Origin of the sequence: Pararhizobium sp., assembly GCF_035497515.1 — a bacterium.
Lineage (GTDB): Bacteria > Pseudomonadota > Alphaproteobacteria > Rhizobiales > Rhizobiaceae > Pararhizobium.
The window spans coordinates 45,472-62,271 of the sequence record NZ_DATJDJ010000152.1 but is presented as its reverse complement, the minus strand read 5'-3'; the positions used below and the strand labels follow the sequence as shown (position 1 = coordinate 62,271).

Genomic DNA, 16,800 nt, shown 5'->3' with positions numbered 1-16,800 from the left:
GAGCCGTCTGTCTGCGGCGCTGTCGCCAACCCTCGTTCTTCTTGAAGGAAGAAACGGCGATTTTGCGGATGCGGGCTTATAAACGTTAACATCACGCTTGCAAAGCCATTGTACCACCAAAGTGTGCGCAACCGCTTTGGCGCGCACAGATTGCGGCGGAACGGAGCTGCTCCCGAAAGATCAGGCCACCCTCTGCCCGTTCTTCACTCGATAGCTCGGGTTGTACATGGTCACCAGTTCCTCGGCGGCGGTGGGATGTACCGCCATGGTGCGGTCGAAATCATCCTTGGTGCAGCCGGCCTTGAGCGTGATCCCGAGCAACTGCGCCATCTCCCCAGCCTCGTGGCCCAGGATATGGGCGCCGACGACCTTGCGGTCGGCTGCATTGACGATCAATTTCATGATCGTTTTTTCAGTGCGTCCGGACAGCGTCGCCTTGCTTGGGCGAAATTCGGCCCGATAGACTTCCAGATCCTCGAACTTCTTGCCCGCATCCTCTTCCGACAACCCCACAGTGCCGATTTCCGGCTGCGAAAAGACGGCTGTGGCGATCGTTTCGTGATCCGGCGACGTCGGGTTGCCCTTGTATTCGGTCTCGATGAAGCACATGGCCTCATGGATCGCCACGGGTGTCAGTTGCACCCGATCGGTGACGTCACCCAGCGCGTAGATGCCCGGCGCGCTCGTGCGGGAAAAGGCATCGACAACGATCGCGCCGCGCTCGTTTACGGTAACGCCAGCAGCTTCCAGGCCAAGACCCTTTGTGTTGGGAACGCGACCGAGCGCCAGCATCACCTGGTCCACGGTGACCACGCCATGCTTCATCGTTTCCGCAGCCAATCTTCCATCCTCGGTCTTCTTGATGGACTGCAGCACGTCCTCGCAGAGGATCCTGATGCCCTTGTGCTCCATGGCCGCATGAAGCCCGCGCCGCATATCCTGGTCGAAGCGCGAGAGGATTTCCTTGCCGCGATAGATCAGCGTCGTCTCGACGCCAAGCCCATGGAAAATATTGGCGAACTCGACAGCGATATAGCCGCCGCCGGCGACGATAATCGATTTCGGCAGTTCCGGCAGGTCGAAGGCTTCGTTGGAACTGATGCAGAGTTCATGACCGGGCAGCGCCTCGTGTGCGCTCGGATGCCCACCGACGGCGATGACGATGCGCTCGGCCGTCACCGTCTTGCCGGTTGAGAGCAGCTTGATCGTGTTGGGGCCGGTCAGTTCCGCCCGCGTGTGGAGAATCTCAGCGCCTGCATTGGCGAGCCCCTTTTGGTAGAGACCTTCCAGCCGGGTGATTTCCTTTTCCTTGGCCGCGACCAGCTTCTGCCAGTCGAACGTGCTTTCGCCGACGGTCCAGCCGAATCCTGCGGCATCCTCGAAATGCTCGGGAAACTGCGAAGCATAGACATAAAGCTTCTTCGGGACACAGCCGCGAATGACGCAGGTACCGCCATAGCGAAACTCCTCCGCGATCGCGACCTTCTTGCCCATGGATGCCGCGACGCGGCCGCTGCGCACGCCGCCGGAACCGCCGCCGATAACGAAGAGGTCATAATCGTAAGAAGCCATGCTGAAACACTCCCGGACGGGTCATATGCAAGGGGCGGAATAGCATGAAAGGCACGGCTGGATGGACATCGTGCTTGTCGGCGAATCCCGCGATTGTGGTGCCTGATATAGGGTGGCCAAGCACAAAATGAAAAGCCCGGACTGAACCCGGGCTCTGCAATTCGTCGTGATGTCTCACCTTGCCAGGCGACAGCGCCTTATTCCGCAGGCTTCTCGGTCGTTGCAGCGCCGTCGATCGGCTGCTGGCCGGCGTTCAGGGTCGCACCCAGTTCCTTGGTCGCAGCTGCATTGAGGTCGCGAGAAACGCCCGCAGCCCAGATGTCGGCGGCCTTGATCATTTCGCGCTGCGCGATCGGGCCGTCATTCAGGAGCTTCTTGCCGGCGTCCGACGTATAGAAGGCTGCAATGGCATTCAGTTCATCGACAGTGAAGGTCTTGGCATAAATGGTCGCGGCTTCGCGCTCCAGGTCGGAGCGGCGCGAAGCCAGTTCCAGGGCCTTGTCATCGACGCTCTTGGTGATCAGTTCCTGATAGTTCGGCGACGACTGGATGAGCGTCGTCTTCAGGCGTTCCGCCAGATTCGGCAGGATGTTGTCGAAAGCGTTGGTCGCCGCGATCGCGGCGATCGCGGCGCGCGCTGCCTTGATCTGGTCTTCGGTCACGTCCTGGGCCCGCGCGGGAGCCATCACTGCAGAAAGAATGATGGCGGTTGCAGCCACCGTACGGCCGAGACCTGCGAGATTGATCATGTCTGTAACGCTCCTGTCAGTTGACGCCGGGTCCGCGTGCGCCTTGCATCAGCGGCCCTGCATAAGCCAGTTTCAAGGCAATTACCACCGCCCGAAATCCCAGGCCGCCGCAACCACCGTATCACTCCTGCGCGCCCCGAAAGCCGCAGGTCAATTCCGTCGTGACCGCTGCGCGCATCGGCCAACAATGCCCATCAGACCGCTGTCATCACCCGTGCGCCAGCAGGACCGGCGATGATGGCGAGCGAGGCAATGTCGATGAACAGCCCATGCTCGACCACGCCGGGAATGGCGTTCAAGTCACGCGCCAGCGCATCTGCATCAGGAATGCGGCCAAAAGATGCATCGAGAATGAGATGCCCGCCATCCGTCGTGAACGGGCCGTCGCCCGAGGAACGAACGACGATCTCACCCGACAGACCATGCCGCGTAGCAACCTTCTCGATCGCGATCCTCGTGGCGCGAAGGCCGAAAGTATTGACCTCGATCGGCAGCTTGAAGGCCCCGAGCGTATCAACCACCTTGGTCTCGTCGGCGATCACGATCATCCGTGCCGACGCGCAGGCAACGATCTTTTCGCGCAACAACGCACCGCCGCCGCCCTTGATGAGCCGCAGCTTCGGGTCGACCTCGTCGGCGCCGTCGATGGTCAGGTCCAGTTCCGGCAGCTCTTCGAGCGACTTCAGTGGAATGCCGAGATCGAGGCAAAGGCGCGCCGTCCGCTCCGACGTCGGAACGCCTTCGATGCGGAACCCGGAAGCCACTTTTTCGGCCAGCAGACGAACGAATTCCTCCGCCGTCGATCCCGTGCCGATGCCGAGCCGCATGCCATCCTCGACATAATCGAGCGCTGCCTGGGCAGCCTTGATTTTCATTTGACGGGCGTCCATGCGCCACGCTCTCCCCAAAATTTTGATCAGGATAACGGCTGCGAAACCGCGCCGTCTTTTCGTCCGATGAGACGTTTACACGGGCGCAACGGCAAACAAAAGCCCAAATAGCGCGCCAGACGCAAATGGCATCGCCACGCTATCGCGTAAAGTCGCGATTGCTTTTTGCCCAGGCTTCCCCTACCCGGATCGTCTACTCATGGAAATTCAGAGGTTCCCGTGTCCGCACCCGTTGTCGTCTTTGATCTTGATGGAACCCTCGTCGATACCGCTCCGGATCTGGTTGCAAGTCTCAACCACGCCGTCGTGCAAGCGGGCCTTCAGCCCGTCACCTATCATGACCTCACCCATCTGGTCGGCCACGGCGCAAAGGCGATGATCGAGCGCACATTCACGCTGCGGGGCAAGGAGCTGAGCGCTACCGACCTCGACTGGCAAATGAAGGAATTCGTGGATTTCTACCACGGCTCCATGCCGGGCGAATCCTTTCCCTATCCCGGCGTCATCGACGCAATGGACCGGCTTTCCTCGGCCGGCTACCTGCTCGCCGTCTGCACCAACAAGCTGGAAATGCTCGCGAGAAGCCTGCTCGACGGCCTCGGCCTGACCGCGCGTTTCGCGGCCATCACCGGCGGCGACACATTCGACGTTCGCAAGCCGGATGCCCAGCACCTGCTCTCCACCATCCGCCTTGCCGGCGGCGACCCGCGCAAATCCGTGATGATCGGCGACAGCCTCAACGATATGCTGGTTGCGCGAAACGCCGATGTGCGCTCGATCGCCGTGCCCTTCGGCTATTCCGACGTACCGGTCGAAAGCCTGCGCCCGGATCTCGTCATGCACCATTTCGACGAACTCACGGTCGATCTGATCGAAGGTCTTTTCGTCCGGGCATGAAAAAGGCGGCTTCGCAGCCGCCTTGCCAATCCATCACACCGTCCAGCCTCAGCCGTCGGCGCGTCGTGCCGTCCGCGTGGCGTCCATCGCGCGGTTCATATACATGTCGCGCTCGTAGACATCGTCGAAATACTCGACCGTGCCGTCCTTGTTCGGCCAAGCGGTGAAATAGGCCACATAGACCGGAATCTTGTGCGGAACCGACACGCCCTTGTTGCGGCCGCCGGCGATTTCCTTGGCGACATCCTCGACCGTCGTGCTGAGCACGGCCGCTGCCATCTTGCGCGGATCGGCAAGGCGGACGCAACCATGGCTGAGCGCGCGGACATCCTTCTTGAAGAAGCTTTTCGAAGGCGTGTCGTGCATGTAGATCGCATGCGCGTTCGGGAACAGGATTTTCAACTCGCCCAGTGCGTTGTCGCTGCTTGGCGGCTGGCGGACGGCAACCGACTTCGTCGATCCATGCCAGTTGACGTCATAGGAGGATACCGGCCTGCCGCCGACTTCCACCTGATAGCCGAGCCGATCCAGATAACCCGGATCGCTGCGCAGCTTCGGCAGCATCTCGTTGATGATGATCGACTGCGGCACGCCCCAATAGGGGTTGAACTCGACGGTCTGGATCTCATCCTCGAAGAAGAAGGTCTGGTGTGCCTTCGAGCCGACGACGACGCGCATCGAGAACTGCTCGGCACCCTGGTCGTGGTAGTAGACCGTATAGGCCGGTTGGTTGATGAAAACGTAGCGGCTGCCGAGGTCAGCCGGCAGCCAGCGCGCCTGTTCCATGGCGATGCGGACCTTGCCGACCTTGTCGGCGGTTGTGTCGCCGCCGGTCAGGATGCGGATCGACGCCTTGCCGACGATACCATCCGGCTTCAGCCCGTTTTCCTTCTGGAAACCTTCGACCAGCGCCACCAGTTCCGGCGTGTATTCCGGCGTGCCCTGATAGGCGGACAGCGTCAGGGAATGCTCGACCTTCAGCGCGTCCGAGCCCTTCTGGCGGATCGCGGCGACAACATTGGCCAGTTCCGGATTGCTGATGCCGGGTTTCAGCAGTGTATCGGGCGCGATGACGACACGCGGCGCCTCGCCCGTCGTGGTCTCCAGTGTCTGCAACTCCTGCTTCAGGGCAGCGAATTGCGGGCCCGACGGCGTCTGGCCGTTGAGATAGGCGGCAACATCACGGCTGCGGGCGATATTCTCAAGCTTCGCCGCCAGCTTGACGTCCTTGCGCTTGAAATCGTGGTAGCCGGAAATCTTGTTCGGATCGATGCGTCCACGAACGGTATCGGCGATATAGGTCAGCGTCGCGGCCGACAGGCGGATTTCGAATTCCACCAGCGTCTTTTCGCGCGCCAAAAGGTCGCCGCGGTCATAGTCATCGGAGGGTACGGTGACTGCATAGTCGAGCGGATCGAGGCCGACGCTGGCGGCCTGACCAAGAACCGACAGGGCAGCCTTGGCAGCGGCGTTCGGGCCGGAACCGTCGATCCAGACGAAACCATCGTGCTCGGCATAGAAGGTCTCGACGGCCTTCGCGATATCGCCCGGCGCATAGGCCGTGACATCGGGCAGGAACTGGCGCGCATCGGCAAGCGAGGAACGCTGCATCGGCGGCAGCACGACCTTCTGCACGGATCCGGTCACGACCGGATCGGCGATCTTGGCGGTCGCGATGCGGCGCATCGGTTCGGCCTTGTAGGTGTAATATTGCGGCGACTTCACCTTCGGCAGCGGCTTGGCAACCTGCTTCTGGGCCGGCTGTCCCTGCGCGACGCCCGGTAGCGGCAGGTATTCCTCGACGGCGACAGGCTTCTTCTTGCGAAAAAGATCGAGAAGGTTCAGCGCCTCGGCCTGCTGAACACCAAAGGACGTGAACGCGCACCCGGTCAAAAGGCTCACGATTGCTGCAGTTCTGATCAATTTCATCGGTGTCAATGTCCCTGTATCGCATTGCCGCTATTCGCGGTTCGCGCCCGATGTCCTTCATGCCACCGAGCTTTCGTACTTATAAGAAAGGATGGTGAATGAAAAGCAAACGGTACTCATCCAGCCCACTCTTCGGGTGTCACAAATCCGTGAGAGACGGCGCTGTAAGGAAACGGGCCAGCACAGGCAAAAATTTGAATTTCCTGCGTATTTTTTTCAAATCTGGGAGAAACCAGCCGCCGCCGATCCCAAATCGCCCTGAAGCGCCAAAACTATCCCCCTGCTTGTGTCTGAAAAGGCACAGAAGCCTGTGCTGCGTCCGATGGCGCCGCAGCCGGCGCTTGAGGAGCGCGCCATGTCGTCGCAACGCCCGGCATTTAAACGGTTGTAGCATGGAACGTGGGCGTCGAGCCCCTTTACAACCACCCGGCACCTGGGCCAGAGAGAACGGCATCAAGGCTTAGACTGGCCGCCTGATCGCGGCCGTATTCCCTTCCGGTTTCGACACCGCATGACGAAAGCAGGCAACACGATGACATCCACGCGCACGGAAACAGATACGTTCGGCCCCATCGACGTCGAAAGCGACCGCTACTGGGGCGCACAGGCGCAGCGCTCGCTCGGCAATTTCAAGATCGGCTGGGAAAAGCAGCCGCTCGCCGTCGTCCGGGCGCTCGGCATCGTCAAGCAGGCCGCCGCGCGCACCAACATGGATTTGCAGCGCCTTGACCCGGCGATCGGCAACGCCGTCATCGCCGCGGCCCAGGAAGTCATCGACGGCAAACTCAACGAGCATTTCCCGCTCGTCGTCTGGCAGACCGGTTCGGGCACGCAGTCGAACATGAATGCCAATGAAGTGATCTCCAACCGGGCGATCGAAATGCTCGGCGGCGTCATGGGCTCGAAGAAGCCCGTGCACCCCAACGATCACGTCAATATGAGCCAGTCGTCGAATGACACCTATCCGACGGCCATGCACATCGCCTGCGTCGAGCAGATCGCCCATCACCTCCTGCCCTCGCTGAAGCACCTGCACCAGGCGCTCGAAGCCAAGGTCAAGGCCTTCGCGCACATCATCAAGATCGGCCGCACCCACACCCAGGATGCGACGCCGCTGACGCTTGGCCAGGAATTTTCCGGCTATGCCGCACAGGTCGGCTCGGCGATCGCCAATATCGAACTGACGCTTCCGGCACTGTCCAAGCTCGCCCAGGGCGGCACTGCAGTTGGTACCGGCCTCAATGCCCCGATCGGCTTTGCCGAAAAGGTCGCCGACGAGATCGCCAGGATTACCGGCCTGCCCTTCGTCACCGCGCCGAACAAGTTCGAGGCGCTCGCCTCGCATGATTCGATGATCTTTTCGCACGGCGCCATCAACGCCGCCGCCGCCGCCCTGTTCAAGATCGCCAACGACATACGCTTCCTCGGCTCCGGTCCACGCGCCGGCCTCGGCGAACTGTCGCTGCCGGAAAACGAGCCGGGCTCGTCGATCATGCCGGGCAAGGTCAACCCGACCCAGTCGGAAGCCCTCACCCAGGTCTGCGCCCACATCTTCGGCAACCATGCCGCACTGACCTTCGCCGGCAGCCAGGGCCATTTCGAGCTGAACGTCTACAATCCCATGATGGCCTACAATTTCCTGCAGTCGGTACAGTTGCTCGGCGACGCCGCGGTTTCCTTCACCGACAATTGCGTCGTCGGCATCGAGGCGCGCGAAGACAACATCCGGAAGGGCGTCGAGAACTCGCTCATGCTGGTCACCGCGCTCAATTCGAAGCTCGGCTACGACGCCTGCGCCAAGATCGCCAAGACCGCGCACAAGAACGGCACGACGCTGCGCGAGGAAGCCGTCGGCGGCGGTTACCTGACGAACGAGGAATTCGACCAGTACGTTCGCCCGGAAACGATGATCAGCCCCTCCTGAGGGTTTCAATCTGTAGCTTTACGACATTCGGGGTGGCGGAAACGCTGCCCCGAATGCGTTTTGGGGCCTGCAGCCACCGGACCTGTCGAATCTTAGCGTTCTGTTTTGCCAAACGTTAAGTCTTCCAAAATGTTTTATCCCTAGAACTAGCGATTGGACATAACCGGACAACAGGAGCTTGCCATGCAAGCGACTTCGAACAAGGTGCAGATTCCCGATATCGCCGCGCAGGTGACCTATGCGATGCGCATCATGGGCATCGCGCCGCTCCCGCGCAATTACGAGCTTTATTACGAAGCCTATATCGGCTCCAATCCGAAGCTGACCAAGGAACTGGCGGCGCTTGGCAGCCGGGCGACCCAGGAAGAACTGGATTCGATCGGCGCGCGTTATTTTGCCCATCACCACCACGCCGTCGGCGTCGATCGCGTCCACACGCATCTTGCAACAGAACTTGTCGCGTTGCTCACACTCCTGAAGGAAGAGCAGTTCGCGCTCGAAAACTACAATCGCGTGCTCGACGAAACCTTTCAGAACATCAGCAGCAAGAGCCATTCCAGCGTTGAAATCCTGCGCCAGGCGGTGGGCATCCTCACGGAAGCCACCGCCGACACGATGAACCAGGGCAAGGAGAGGGTTGAAAACGTCTCGCTGAAATCCGTGGAGATGGAGGTCATCCGGCAGGAACTCGATGAGTACAAGCGGATCGCCAATACCGATTCGCTGACGCGCCTGGCCAACCGCCGTGCCTTCGACGAGAAGCTTGCGGGTGTCTACAATTCCGAGCAGTTGCGCACCTGTACCGGCCTCCTGATCGTCGACATCGACCATTTCAAGAAGGTCAACGACACCTACGGCCATCCGGTCGGCGACAAGATCCTTGCGACCGTTGGCACCGTCATCCGTTCCAACCTGCGCCGCGATGCCTTCGTTGCCCGCACGGGCGGCGAGGAATTCGCCATCATCCTCAACGACAGCGGCGTCGAGGACAGCCTGCAGGTAGCCGAGCGCATCCGCAACGCATTGGCGACGACGCCGTTCAAGAATTCGAAGACCGGCGTCAATTACGGTCCGATCACGCTTTCCGTCGGTGTCTGCCAGGCCTCGCATGCCGACGATCCGATCGACCTCTACAACAAGGCCGACGTGGCGCTCTATTGCGCCAAGAACGCCGGCCGCAACAAGACCATCCTGTTCGAGGAAGGCATGAAGAAGGATACCGGCAAGAACTGGCTGATCTACCGGAAATAATCCGGTCAAGATCAAGACAAGGCGAGGCGCTCATCGGGCGCCTCTTTGTTTTGCCCCGTTCCAAAGGAAACAGCCGGCCCAAAAGCGATTGTCTAGAAAGGCTCCATACAGGGAGCGCACCGGAATGAACCGGAAGATCTCCCGGAACAAACGGGAGACAAGACCATGAAGACCATTTTCGCAGCACTCATCATCACCACCCTCGTCGGCACCACCGCACAGGCCGCCAATATCGACGGTTCCTACGAAGTCGCCTCGATCCAGTCGGCGACATCGAAGACCAGCGCATTGCCGGCTTTGTCGGGAGCAGATCCGAAGGCGAAGTCCACCAAGGCCAATATCAACCTGTCACCGATCCAGCGCCAACTGGTTGCCTTCAACGAGAAGGCCGCGCCCGGCACGATCATCGTCGACAATTCCGACCGCCGCCTCTACCATGTGCTCGGCAACGGCATTGCGATGCAGTACGGCGTCAGCGTCGGCCGCGCCGGCTTTATCTGGACCGGAAGCAACACGGTGAGCCGCAAGGCCGAATGGCCGACCTGGAACCCGCCGGCACAAATGCGCGCCCGCGAAGCCAGGAAAGGCCATTTCCTGCCCGTCAGCATGAAGGGCGGTATCAACAACCCGCTCGGCGCCCGCGCCATGTATCTGGGTTCGACCATCTATCGCATCCACGGCACCAACCAGCCGTCCTCGATCGGCAAGGCGATGTCGTCAGGTTGCATCCGCATGGCCAACGAGGATGTCGAACACCTCTACGCCGCCGTCACGATCGGCACTCAGGTCATCGTCCGCGACTGATCACGATCACGCGCAGACCTCAGCGGCAGGTGAAACGCCTGCCGTTGCCGGCGACAGCGCCGCGCGTCAAACAGGACGCGCAAGGGTCGCTCTAACACTTTAAATATGCTGCATAATTTCATCCTTAAATCGATTCCGGTTTAAGGAATTATGCAGTAGGCCGACGGGCCACGGACGTTTCGGGGATTGATCGGCGCCCCGCCGGAACATTCCATGCTGCACTTGGCAGCAGGATGGAGCGAGCCTACCACATCGTCTTTGCGGCCCGCTCCGGCCATTCCCGGTCATAAGTCTCGTTGTCGAAATCCGCCTTGGCGGCCTTCAGCAGCGTTCCCGGCGTCGGCAGGCTTTGCGGATCGACGAAACGTTCGGCATTCCACAATTGCGAACGGATGAGCGCCCGGGCGCACTGGAAATAGACCTCGCCGATGGTGACCACGATGACGCTGCGCGGATGCTTGCCGTCGACGGTGAAGGATGCGGTCAGATCCGGATCGACGCTGACGACCGCCGTGCCGTTGACCCGCATCGTCGTGGTCGAGCCCGGCACCAGGAACATCAGTGCCACGCGCGGGTCACGGACGATATTGGCAAGCGAATCGATCCGGTTGTTGCCGCGCCAGTCGGGCATCAGCACCGTCTTGTCATCGGCAATGCGCACGACACAGGCGTCGTCGCCGCGCGGCGAACAATCGAGCCCTTCCGGCCCGACGGTCGCAAGCGCGGCAAATGGAGAGGCCTCGATCATCGTGGCATAGTCCGGCGTCAGCCGGTTTGTCACCTTGACCAGCGATGCCTCGCTGGCGCCGCCATACAGCGTGTTCAATTCCTCAACCGTGCGAATGATCGTCATGCCACCATGTTCCCTTCCGTCGAGGCGTTGCTTTCGACGGATAGCATGACACCCTCATGACAACCTCGCGAAAAAATCGATCAGGCGGCCGCCTGCCGGTCTTGCGCGTGAATGAAGGCGTTGATGCGCTCGATCACCGGAGCGGCGGAGACAATCCGGCGATGGCCGAAGCCATTTGCCCACTGGAGTTCGACATTCGGTCCTGCGGCGGCATAACGCCGGGCGTGGTCGGCGGAAACCTCCTTGTCGTCCTGCGCATGAACAACCAGCGTCGGTACGGTCAGCATGCCCAGCACATGGGCGGCGTCAAATTCTTCTATGCGCCGGCCGGACAGACGCACGACCATGCCTTCAAGCGCGCCCTGTGCCTTGGGGGAAAGGCGAAGATATCTCCCGAAATCCTTGAAAAGCCACTTCATCTCGCTCGGCGCGCCGATCAGCACGATGCGCCGGGCAGCGTGCGAGGGCACGTCGCAGACGAGCCCTCCGGCTGCACAGGCAAGGCTCGCCCCGCCGAAGGAATGACCGACCGACACATCGAAGCCACCGAAATGCCGCCAGGCCGCGTCGATGGCCCTCACCGCCGCCGGCATGGTCAGCGTTCGCCCTGGCGATGCGCCATGTCCCGGCAGGTCAAGCGCGATCACGTCGGCGCCGCCGGCCACCAGCCCGTCGATCATCGTCGCCAGATAATCGATGCGCGATCCCCAGCCGTGGACCAGCAGGATGCGTTTCGCCGCCACCCGTCCGGGCTCGGCCTCGAAATGCCGGGCCATGGCCCAGCCGCCGGAAAACGAGAGCGACACAGGCTTTCCTCGCGCCATGACGGTGGCTGCTGCGGTTAGCAGGGCCTTTTCCTTGGGATTCTTCGGCTTGCGTCCGGGCGTGACGCTGAACAGCCGGAAAGCCAGTTGCCCCGCCGTCTGCGGGGAAAAGACCGACAGGGTTTTGAAGACGAGACGGGTGACCTCGATCGCAAAGGATGCCATAGTGGGAGTCTCTCTATAAATGTTCAATGATGAACATTATTGTGCAACGATGAACAAAAAGCAAGCTCCCATCGAACAGCATCACTTCCCGTGGGACCACCCGCGTTTTCGCAGCTGGATCGCCGTCGCCCGTGCCTGCCAGCTGATGCAGCAAACCCTGACGCGCGCGCTGGCCGATCTCGACATCAAGCCGCCGCATCTGGATATCCTGGTCAATCTCTATCGCTTCGACGGCATCACCCAGCAGGAACTGGCGCGAAAACTGCTGGTCGGTCGCTCGAACATGAGCATGCTCTTGCCGCAACTGGAAAAACGCGGCTTGATCGAGCGGCGCGGCGACGACAAGGACAAGCGCGTCCTGCGCCTGTCACTGACCGACAGCGGCCGCGCGCTCAGCGAACAGGCGATGGACATCCAGACGAAGGTGATCGACAAATCGATGGAAGATTCGCCGGTCGAGGAATGCATGATCGTCGCCCAGTCGATGGAAAGGCTGATCGGTATCCTGATGAAGGACGAAGGCGACGCAGACTGAACAGCCAGGACACCGTGCAATTTAGCGCGGTTTTTCCGCCTTGTCGCGGGTCATGCCCTTGTCGGCGAGATCCTTCTCGTAGGCCGCAAACAGCGTCTCGCCATTTTCGCCGAGCTCGCGCAGATAGGTCCAGGTGAAAATGCCGGTATTGTGGGTATCGTCGAAGCCGATGCGCACAGCGTAATTGCCGGTCGGCGTCATCGAGATGATCGAGACATTGCGCTTTCCGGGCACGGTCAGACCCTGGCCCGGTCCATGACCCTGCACTTCCGCAGAGGGCGATAGCACGCGCAGCATCTCGGCCGAAAGATCGAAGGAGGCGCCATCGTTGAAGGCAACCGTCAGCCGGTGACGATCCTTCGACACGCGCAGTTCTGTCGGCCAGATGTCGCTCATGTTATGCGGTCTCCATTGTTTTGCCGGAGCACTAGCGCAGATTCCCCTCTGAGGGAATTACTTGCGGCATATCGACACCTTCCCCCGATGGGAGGAAACTGTTTCTGGCGGGTTTTCTGATGCTTTTGACAGCTTGCGCCTTGACGCCGACGCCTTTGCTTACGACATTGGCGGGACAGGGAGAATTGCGTTGAATAGCGTCACCATCGACAGGACCGGCGTTCAACCGCTGGCCGATGACACGGCCCCGATGATCGACCCCTTCGGGCGCGCCGTTACCTATCTGCGGGTTTCGGTGACGGATCGCTGTGACTTCCGCTGCACCTATTGCATGTCGGAAAACATGACCTTCCTGCCGAAGAAGGACCTGCTGACACTCGAGGAACTCAATCGTCTCTGTTCCGCCTTCATCGCCAAGGGCGTGCGCAAGCTGCGGCTCACCGGCGGCGAGCCGCTGGTGCGCAAGAACGTCATGTTCCTGATTCGCGAACTCGGCAAGCATGTCCATGCCGGCACGCTCGACGAATTGACCCTGACGACCAATGGCTCGCAACTGGCGAAATTCGCCGCCGAACTGGCCGATTCGGGCATTCGCCGCATCAATGTCTCGCTCGACACGCTACAGCCTGACAAGTTCAAGCAGATCACCCGCTGGGGCGACCTGTCGAAGGTCATGGAAGGCATCGACGCGGCGCAGGCGGCCGGCATCCATGTCAAGATCAACGCCGTGGCACTGAAGGGCTTCAACGACGCTGAAATTCCCGAGATGATGCGCTGGGCGCATGGTCGTGGCATGGACCTGACGCTGATCGAGACCATGCCGATGGGCGAGATCGACGAGGATCGTACCGACCAGTATATGCCGCTCAGCGAGATGCGCGACCGTCTCGCCGGTGAGTTCACCCTGTCGGACATCGCCTACAAGACCGGCGGCCCGGCACGCTATGTCGAGGTCGCCGAGACCGGCGGCAAGCTCGGCCTGATCACGCCGATGACCCATAATTTCTGCGAGAGCTGCAACCGCGTCCGCCTCACCTGCACCGGCACGCTCTACATGTGCCTCGGCCAGAACGACGCCGCCGACCTGCGCACCGCGCTGCGGGCCTCCGGCGACGATGCCTACCTGTCCGCCGTCATCGACGAGGCCATCACCCGCAAGCCCAAGGGCCACGACTTCATCATCGACCGCACCCGCAACAAGCCAGCCGTCGCAAGACATATGAGCGTCACCGGCGGGTGAAGTCCTCCCGAAGGGATTGACGGCATTAAAAATATCGATCCGCCTCCGACGACGCGACCTGTCCGGACAACAGGAAGCCACCGTCGTCTATCCGCAATAACCAAAGGCTGGCTTCTCCGGCTGAAACGAAAAGACCCGCGCCGGTTTCCCCGCGCGGGTCTTCTGCACATTACCGAAGACTGTCAGGCCGCGTAGCTGCGGCCGTAGCCGTGCATGCTGCCACCGGTGATCGAACGGCTGGTGCCGGTCTTGAAGCGCTCAATCTTCTCGTTGAGGATATCCACCTGTTGGCGCAGGCCGTGGATCTCGGCGGTGTTTTCCTCGACCATGGCGGCGTTCTGCTGGGTCAGCAGTTCGACCTCGTGGACAGCCTGGTTGACTTCGTTGAGACCACGATACTGGTCGGCGGCGGCGGCCTCGATATTGCTGACCAGCTGGTGGATGGTCGAGATGTGGTTGTTGATGACCGTGAGCGCTGTGCCGGTTTCCTGCACCAGCTCGACACCGCTGCGAACCTGCTGCGAACTGTCGGAAATCAGGCCCTTGATCTCGCGGGCTGCACCGGCGCAACGCTGGGCAAGCTCGCGAACTTCCTGTGCGACGACGGCAAAGCCGCGACCGGCTTCACCGGCACGGGCCGCCTCGACACCGGCGTTGAGCGCCAGGAGGTTGGTCTGGAAGGCGATCTCGTCGATGACCCCGATGATCGTCGAGATCTTGTCCGATGACCTGTTGATCGCGGCCATCGCGTCGATCGCCTTGGCAACGACCTCGCCGGAATGCCGGGCGTAGCTGTGGGTCTCATCGACCGAAACCGTCGTCTTGCGGGCGCTTTCGGCCGTCGAGCGGACAATCTCCGTGAGTTGGCGCAGAGCGCGCGAGCTTTCCTCGAGGGCTGCCGCCTGCTGCTCGGTACGGCGGGCGAGGTCGTCGGCGGACGAGGCGAGATTGCCGGTGCCGCTGGTGATCTCGTTGGTCACGCCGCGCACATCGATCAGCGTCGCGCGCAGGGCCTCGACGGCATTGTTATAGGTCTGGGCCATGACGATGTAGTCTTCCGAGAGATCCTCGGCCATGCCTTCCTCCAGGTTGCCGTCGGCAAGCTTGGCGAGCACGTCGGACAAGGCCGTCAGCGCTTCCATCTGGTCGGCCTCGATACGGGCACGTTCCTGGCGGCGACGGGCTTCCTCTTCGGCCGTCCGGGTACGGGCGGCTTCAGCCTCCTGGCCCAGGCGGACATTTTCGACGGCATTGTCGCGGAAGACCGCGACCGAGCGGACCATGTCGCCAATTTCGTCGCCACGGTTACGGCCTTCGATCGCGACCTCGAGGTCGCCATTGGCAAGCCGCGTCATCGTCTCGGTAACGCGCTTCAGCGGGCCGCGCAGGGTCTCGATCAGCATCAGGCCGCCAACAATGGCAAGCAGCGTGCCGGCGACCATGGCGATGATCGATACATTGGCGGAACGCTGGCTGTCCTGCTTGCCTGCTTCCTGGGCGCTGCTGACGAAGTTTTCGAGCGTCTGGCTGGAATCGGCGACCAGCGTCGCAGCCTCGGCCTTTGCGGCCTGCCAGCGTGCGCCGACGTCGATCAATTGCGCGGTACCGGTATCGATGGCCGCGAGCGAAGGCGTCAGCTTGCCGGCGAGATCGCGCAGGGCGGCATATTTCGCGCCCAGTTCCGAAAGCTTGGCGACGCTTTCGCGAACGGCGCCGATGTCGGCAATGACGCTGTCGCGGCTGACGGAATCGAGCTTGCGGTGCAGTTCGCTGATATGCAGACGGGTATAGTCTAGTCCCTTGAAGGTGTCGTTCATCAACGAGATCAGCGTCTTCAGCGTCGAGATTTCATTATCCATGCCGACAAAGCGCTTTGCGGCGGCATCCGAATTGGTCACGGCCTGCTTGGCGAAATCGGCCTCATACTTGGAAAGCTTGATCAACGCGCCGCTGAGCAGGCCCTTCTTGACCTCATTGGTATCGCCGCTTGCCAGGATGTCCTGGATGATCTTGGTATCGACCTTCATCTCGGCGATCTGTTTCTGAACCTTGTCAGACGCGATCTTTTCAGCTTCAGCAATCTGTTTCAGCAGATGCGGCAGGAGATTGGTGGCCTGCTCGACCTTGGCGTCCGGCGCGATCGCCATGGTGACCGGCAGGCGGAATTTCTTGATGCGCTCGGCCAGGCCCTGGTAGGCGGCGGCGTCGAACAGCATCGCCTTGGCGAAGGCCTCCTTGTCGCCCGATTCCTTGCGCACGATATCGATCTGCTTGTAGGCGGAATTGCCCTGCGCGGTCATGTCGGCCATGGCGGCGTCCAGCGACGCGGTGACGCTGTCGCGCTCGGTCTTGATCGTCCAGAGCGTCTCCTCCTGGCCGCGCATCGTTTCGCCGAGCGCGACGACGGTGGCGACCTTGGCCTTGTCGGCATCCGCCGTCAGAAGATCGTTCAGCGCCCGGATACCGGCTTCCTGATCGTCGATCCGGCTCTTCAGCACGTTGCGCGTCTCTTCCGCCGGACCATCGACAAAGCTCTGCAGGCTGGTGCGCAGCGCCTGGAAATCGGAGAGATTGTTGATCGTTTCGCGCGTCACGGTCATGTGGCCGTTCAGCGTACTCGCGGTGAAATAGCCGACAAGGCCAATACCGGCGATGAGGGCAACCAGCGGCACGACGAACAGCAGAACCTTGGTGACGATGCGCAGACGCTGCAAAGAACGATCGATCAGGGACATTCCGAACTCCAGATATTGAGCAAACCGGACATTCCC

General features: G+C 61.2%; 14 protein-coding genes. 6 read left to right on the top strand and 8 right to left on the bottom strand.

Going from position 1 to position 16,800, the window contains the following annotated elements:
- Nucleotides 1-180 precede the first annotated feature (180 nt).
- The 3 genes from gor to rpiA form a co-directional block, all read right to left on the bottom strand.
- Nucleotides 181-1,572 carry a glutathione-disulfide reductase gene (gene gor, locus VL202_RS15240; protein ID WP_325464943.1) on the bottom strand — a complete coding sequence of 464 codons (1,392 nt, stop codon included), beginning with the start codon at nucleotides 1,570-1,572 and terminating at the stop codon, nucleotides 181-183.
- Nucleotides 1,573-1,769: 197 nt separating this feature from the next.
- Nucleotides 1,770-2,321: a DUF2059 domain-containing protein gene (locus tag VL202_RS15235; RefSeq protein WP_325464942.1), complete on the bottom strand. Its 552-nt coding sequence runs from the start codon at nucleotides 2,319-2,321 to the stop codon at nucleotides 1,770-1,772.
- Nucleotides 2,322-2,515: 194 nt separating this feature from the next.
- Nucleotides 2,516-3,211: a ribose-5-phosphate isomerase RpiA gene (rpiA, locus tag VL202_RS15230; protein WP_325464941.1), complete on the bottom strand. Its 696-nt coding sequence runs from the start codon at nucleotides 3,209-3,211 to the stop codon at nucleotides 2,516-2,518.
- Nucleotides 3,212-3,430: 219 nt separating this feature from the next.
- On the opposite strand from rpiA, the gene VL202_RS15225 reads away from it, so the two are divergent.
- Nucleotides 3,431-4,108: an HAD family hydrolase gene (locus VL202_RS15225; protein ID WP_325464940.1), complete on the top strand. Its 678-nt coding sequence runs from the start codon at nucleotides 3,431-3,433 to the stop codon at nucleotides 4,106-4,108.
- 48 nt (nucleotides 4,109-4,156) lie between these two features.
- On the opposite strand, the gene VL202_RS15220 is transcribed toward VL202_RS15225, so the two are convergent.
- A complete protein-coding gene (locus VL202_RS15220) occupies nucleotides 4,157-6,037 on the bottom strand; it encodes a murein L,D-transpeptidase (RefSeq protein WP_325464939.1) in 1,881 nt (626 codons plus the stop codon).
- Nucleotides 6,038-6,548: 511 nt separating this feature from the next.
- Here VL202_RS15220 and fumC point away from each other — a divergent pair.
- The 3 genes from fumC to VL202_RS15205 all read left to right on the top strand — a co-directional run bounded on the left by fumC (nucleotide 6,549) and on the right by VL202_RS15205 (nucleotide 10,016).
- Complete coding sequence (gene fumC, locus VL202_RS15215; RefSeq protein ID WP_325464938.1) at nucleotides 6,549-7,961, top strand: class II fumarate hydratase; 1,413 nt, start codon at nucleotides 6,549-6,551, stop codon at nucleotides 7,959-7,961.
- Nucleotides 7,962-8,144: 183 nt separating this feature from the next.
- On the top strand, nucleotides 8,145-9,212 hold the full coding sequence (locus VL202_RS15210; protein WP_325464937.1) for a GGDEF domain-containing protein: 1,068 nt from the start codon (nucleotides 8,145-8,147) through the stop codon (nucleotides 9,210-9,212).
- A 165-nt stretch (nucleotides 9,213-9,377) separates the two neighbouring features.
- Nucleotides 9,378-10,016, top strand: coding sequence for a L,D-transpeptidase (locus tag VL202_RS15205; protein ID WP_325464936.1), 639 nt, complete (start codon nucleotides 9,378-9,380; stop codon nucleotides 10,014-10,016).
- Nucleotides 10,017-10,260: 244 nt separating this feature from the next.
- Here the strand turns inward: VL202_RS15205 and VL202_RS15200 are convergent, their stop codons facing one another.
- Both VL202_RS15200 and VL202_RS15195 read right to left on the bottom strand, forming a co-directional pair.
- Nucleotides 10,261-10,869 carry a pyridoxamine 5'-phosphate oxidase family protein gene (locus VL202_RS15200; RefSeq protein WP_325464935.1) on the bottom strand — a complete coding sequence of 203 codons (609 nt, stop codon included), beginning with the start codon at nucleotides 10,867-10,869 and terminating at the stop codon, nucleotides 10,261-10,263.
- An 80-nt stretch (nucleotides 10,870-10,949) separates the two neighbouring features.
- Complete coding sequence (locus VL202_RS15195; RefSeq protein WP_325464934.1) at nucleotides 10,950-11,858, bottom strand: alpha/beta fold hydrolase; 909 nt, start codon at nucleotides 11,856-11,858, stop codon at nucleotides 10,950-10,952.
- A 49-nt stretch (nucleotides 11,859-11,907) separates the two neighbouring features.
- On the opposite strand from VL202_RS15195, the gene VL202_RS15190 reads away from it, so the two are divergent.
- The gene (locus VL202_RS15190) at nucleotides 11,908-12,393 is read left to right on the top strand and encodes a MarR family transcriptional regulator (protein WP_325464933.1); all 486 of its coding nucleotides are present in this window, start codon (nucleotides 11,908-11,910) and stop codon (nucleotides 12,391-12,393) included.
- Nucleotides 12,394-12,414: 21 nt separating this feature from the next.
- Here the strand turns inward: VL202_RS15190 and VL202_RS15185 are convergent, their stop codons facing one another.
- The gene (locus tag VL202_RS15185; protein ID WP_325464932.1) at nucleotides 12,415-12,789 is read right to left on the bottom strand and encodes a DUF971 domain-containing protein; all 375 of its coding nucleotides are present in this window, start codon (nucleotides 12,787-12,789) and stop codon (nucleotides 12,415-12,417) included.
- A gap of 190 nt (nucleotides 12,790-12,979) precedes the next feature.
- On the opposite strand from VL202_RS15185, the gene moaA reads away from it, so the two are divergent.
- Nucleotides 12,980-14,029, top strand: a complete 1,050-nt coding sequence (gene moaA, locus VL202_RS15180) for a GTP 3',8-cyclase MoaA (protein WP_325464931.1) — start codon at nucleotides 12,980-12,982, stop codon at nucleotides 14,027-14,029.
- A gap of 182 nt (nucleotides 14,030-14,211) precedes the next feature.
- Here moaA and VL202_RS15175 read toward each other — a convergent pair whose 3' ends face one another.
- Complete coding sequence (locus VL202_RS15175) at nucleotides 14,212-16,764, bottom strand: HAMP domain-containing methyl-accepting chemotaxis protein (protein WP_325464930.1); 2,553 nt, start codon at nucleotides 16,762-16,764, stop codon at nucleotides 14,212-14,214.
- Nucleotides 16,765-16,800: the final 36 nt, after the last annotated feature.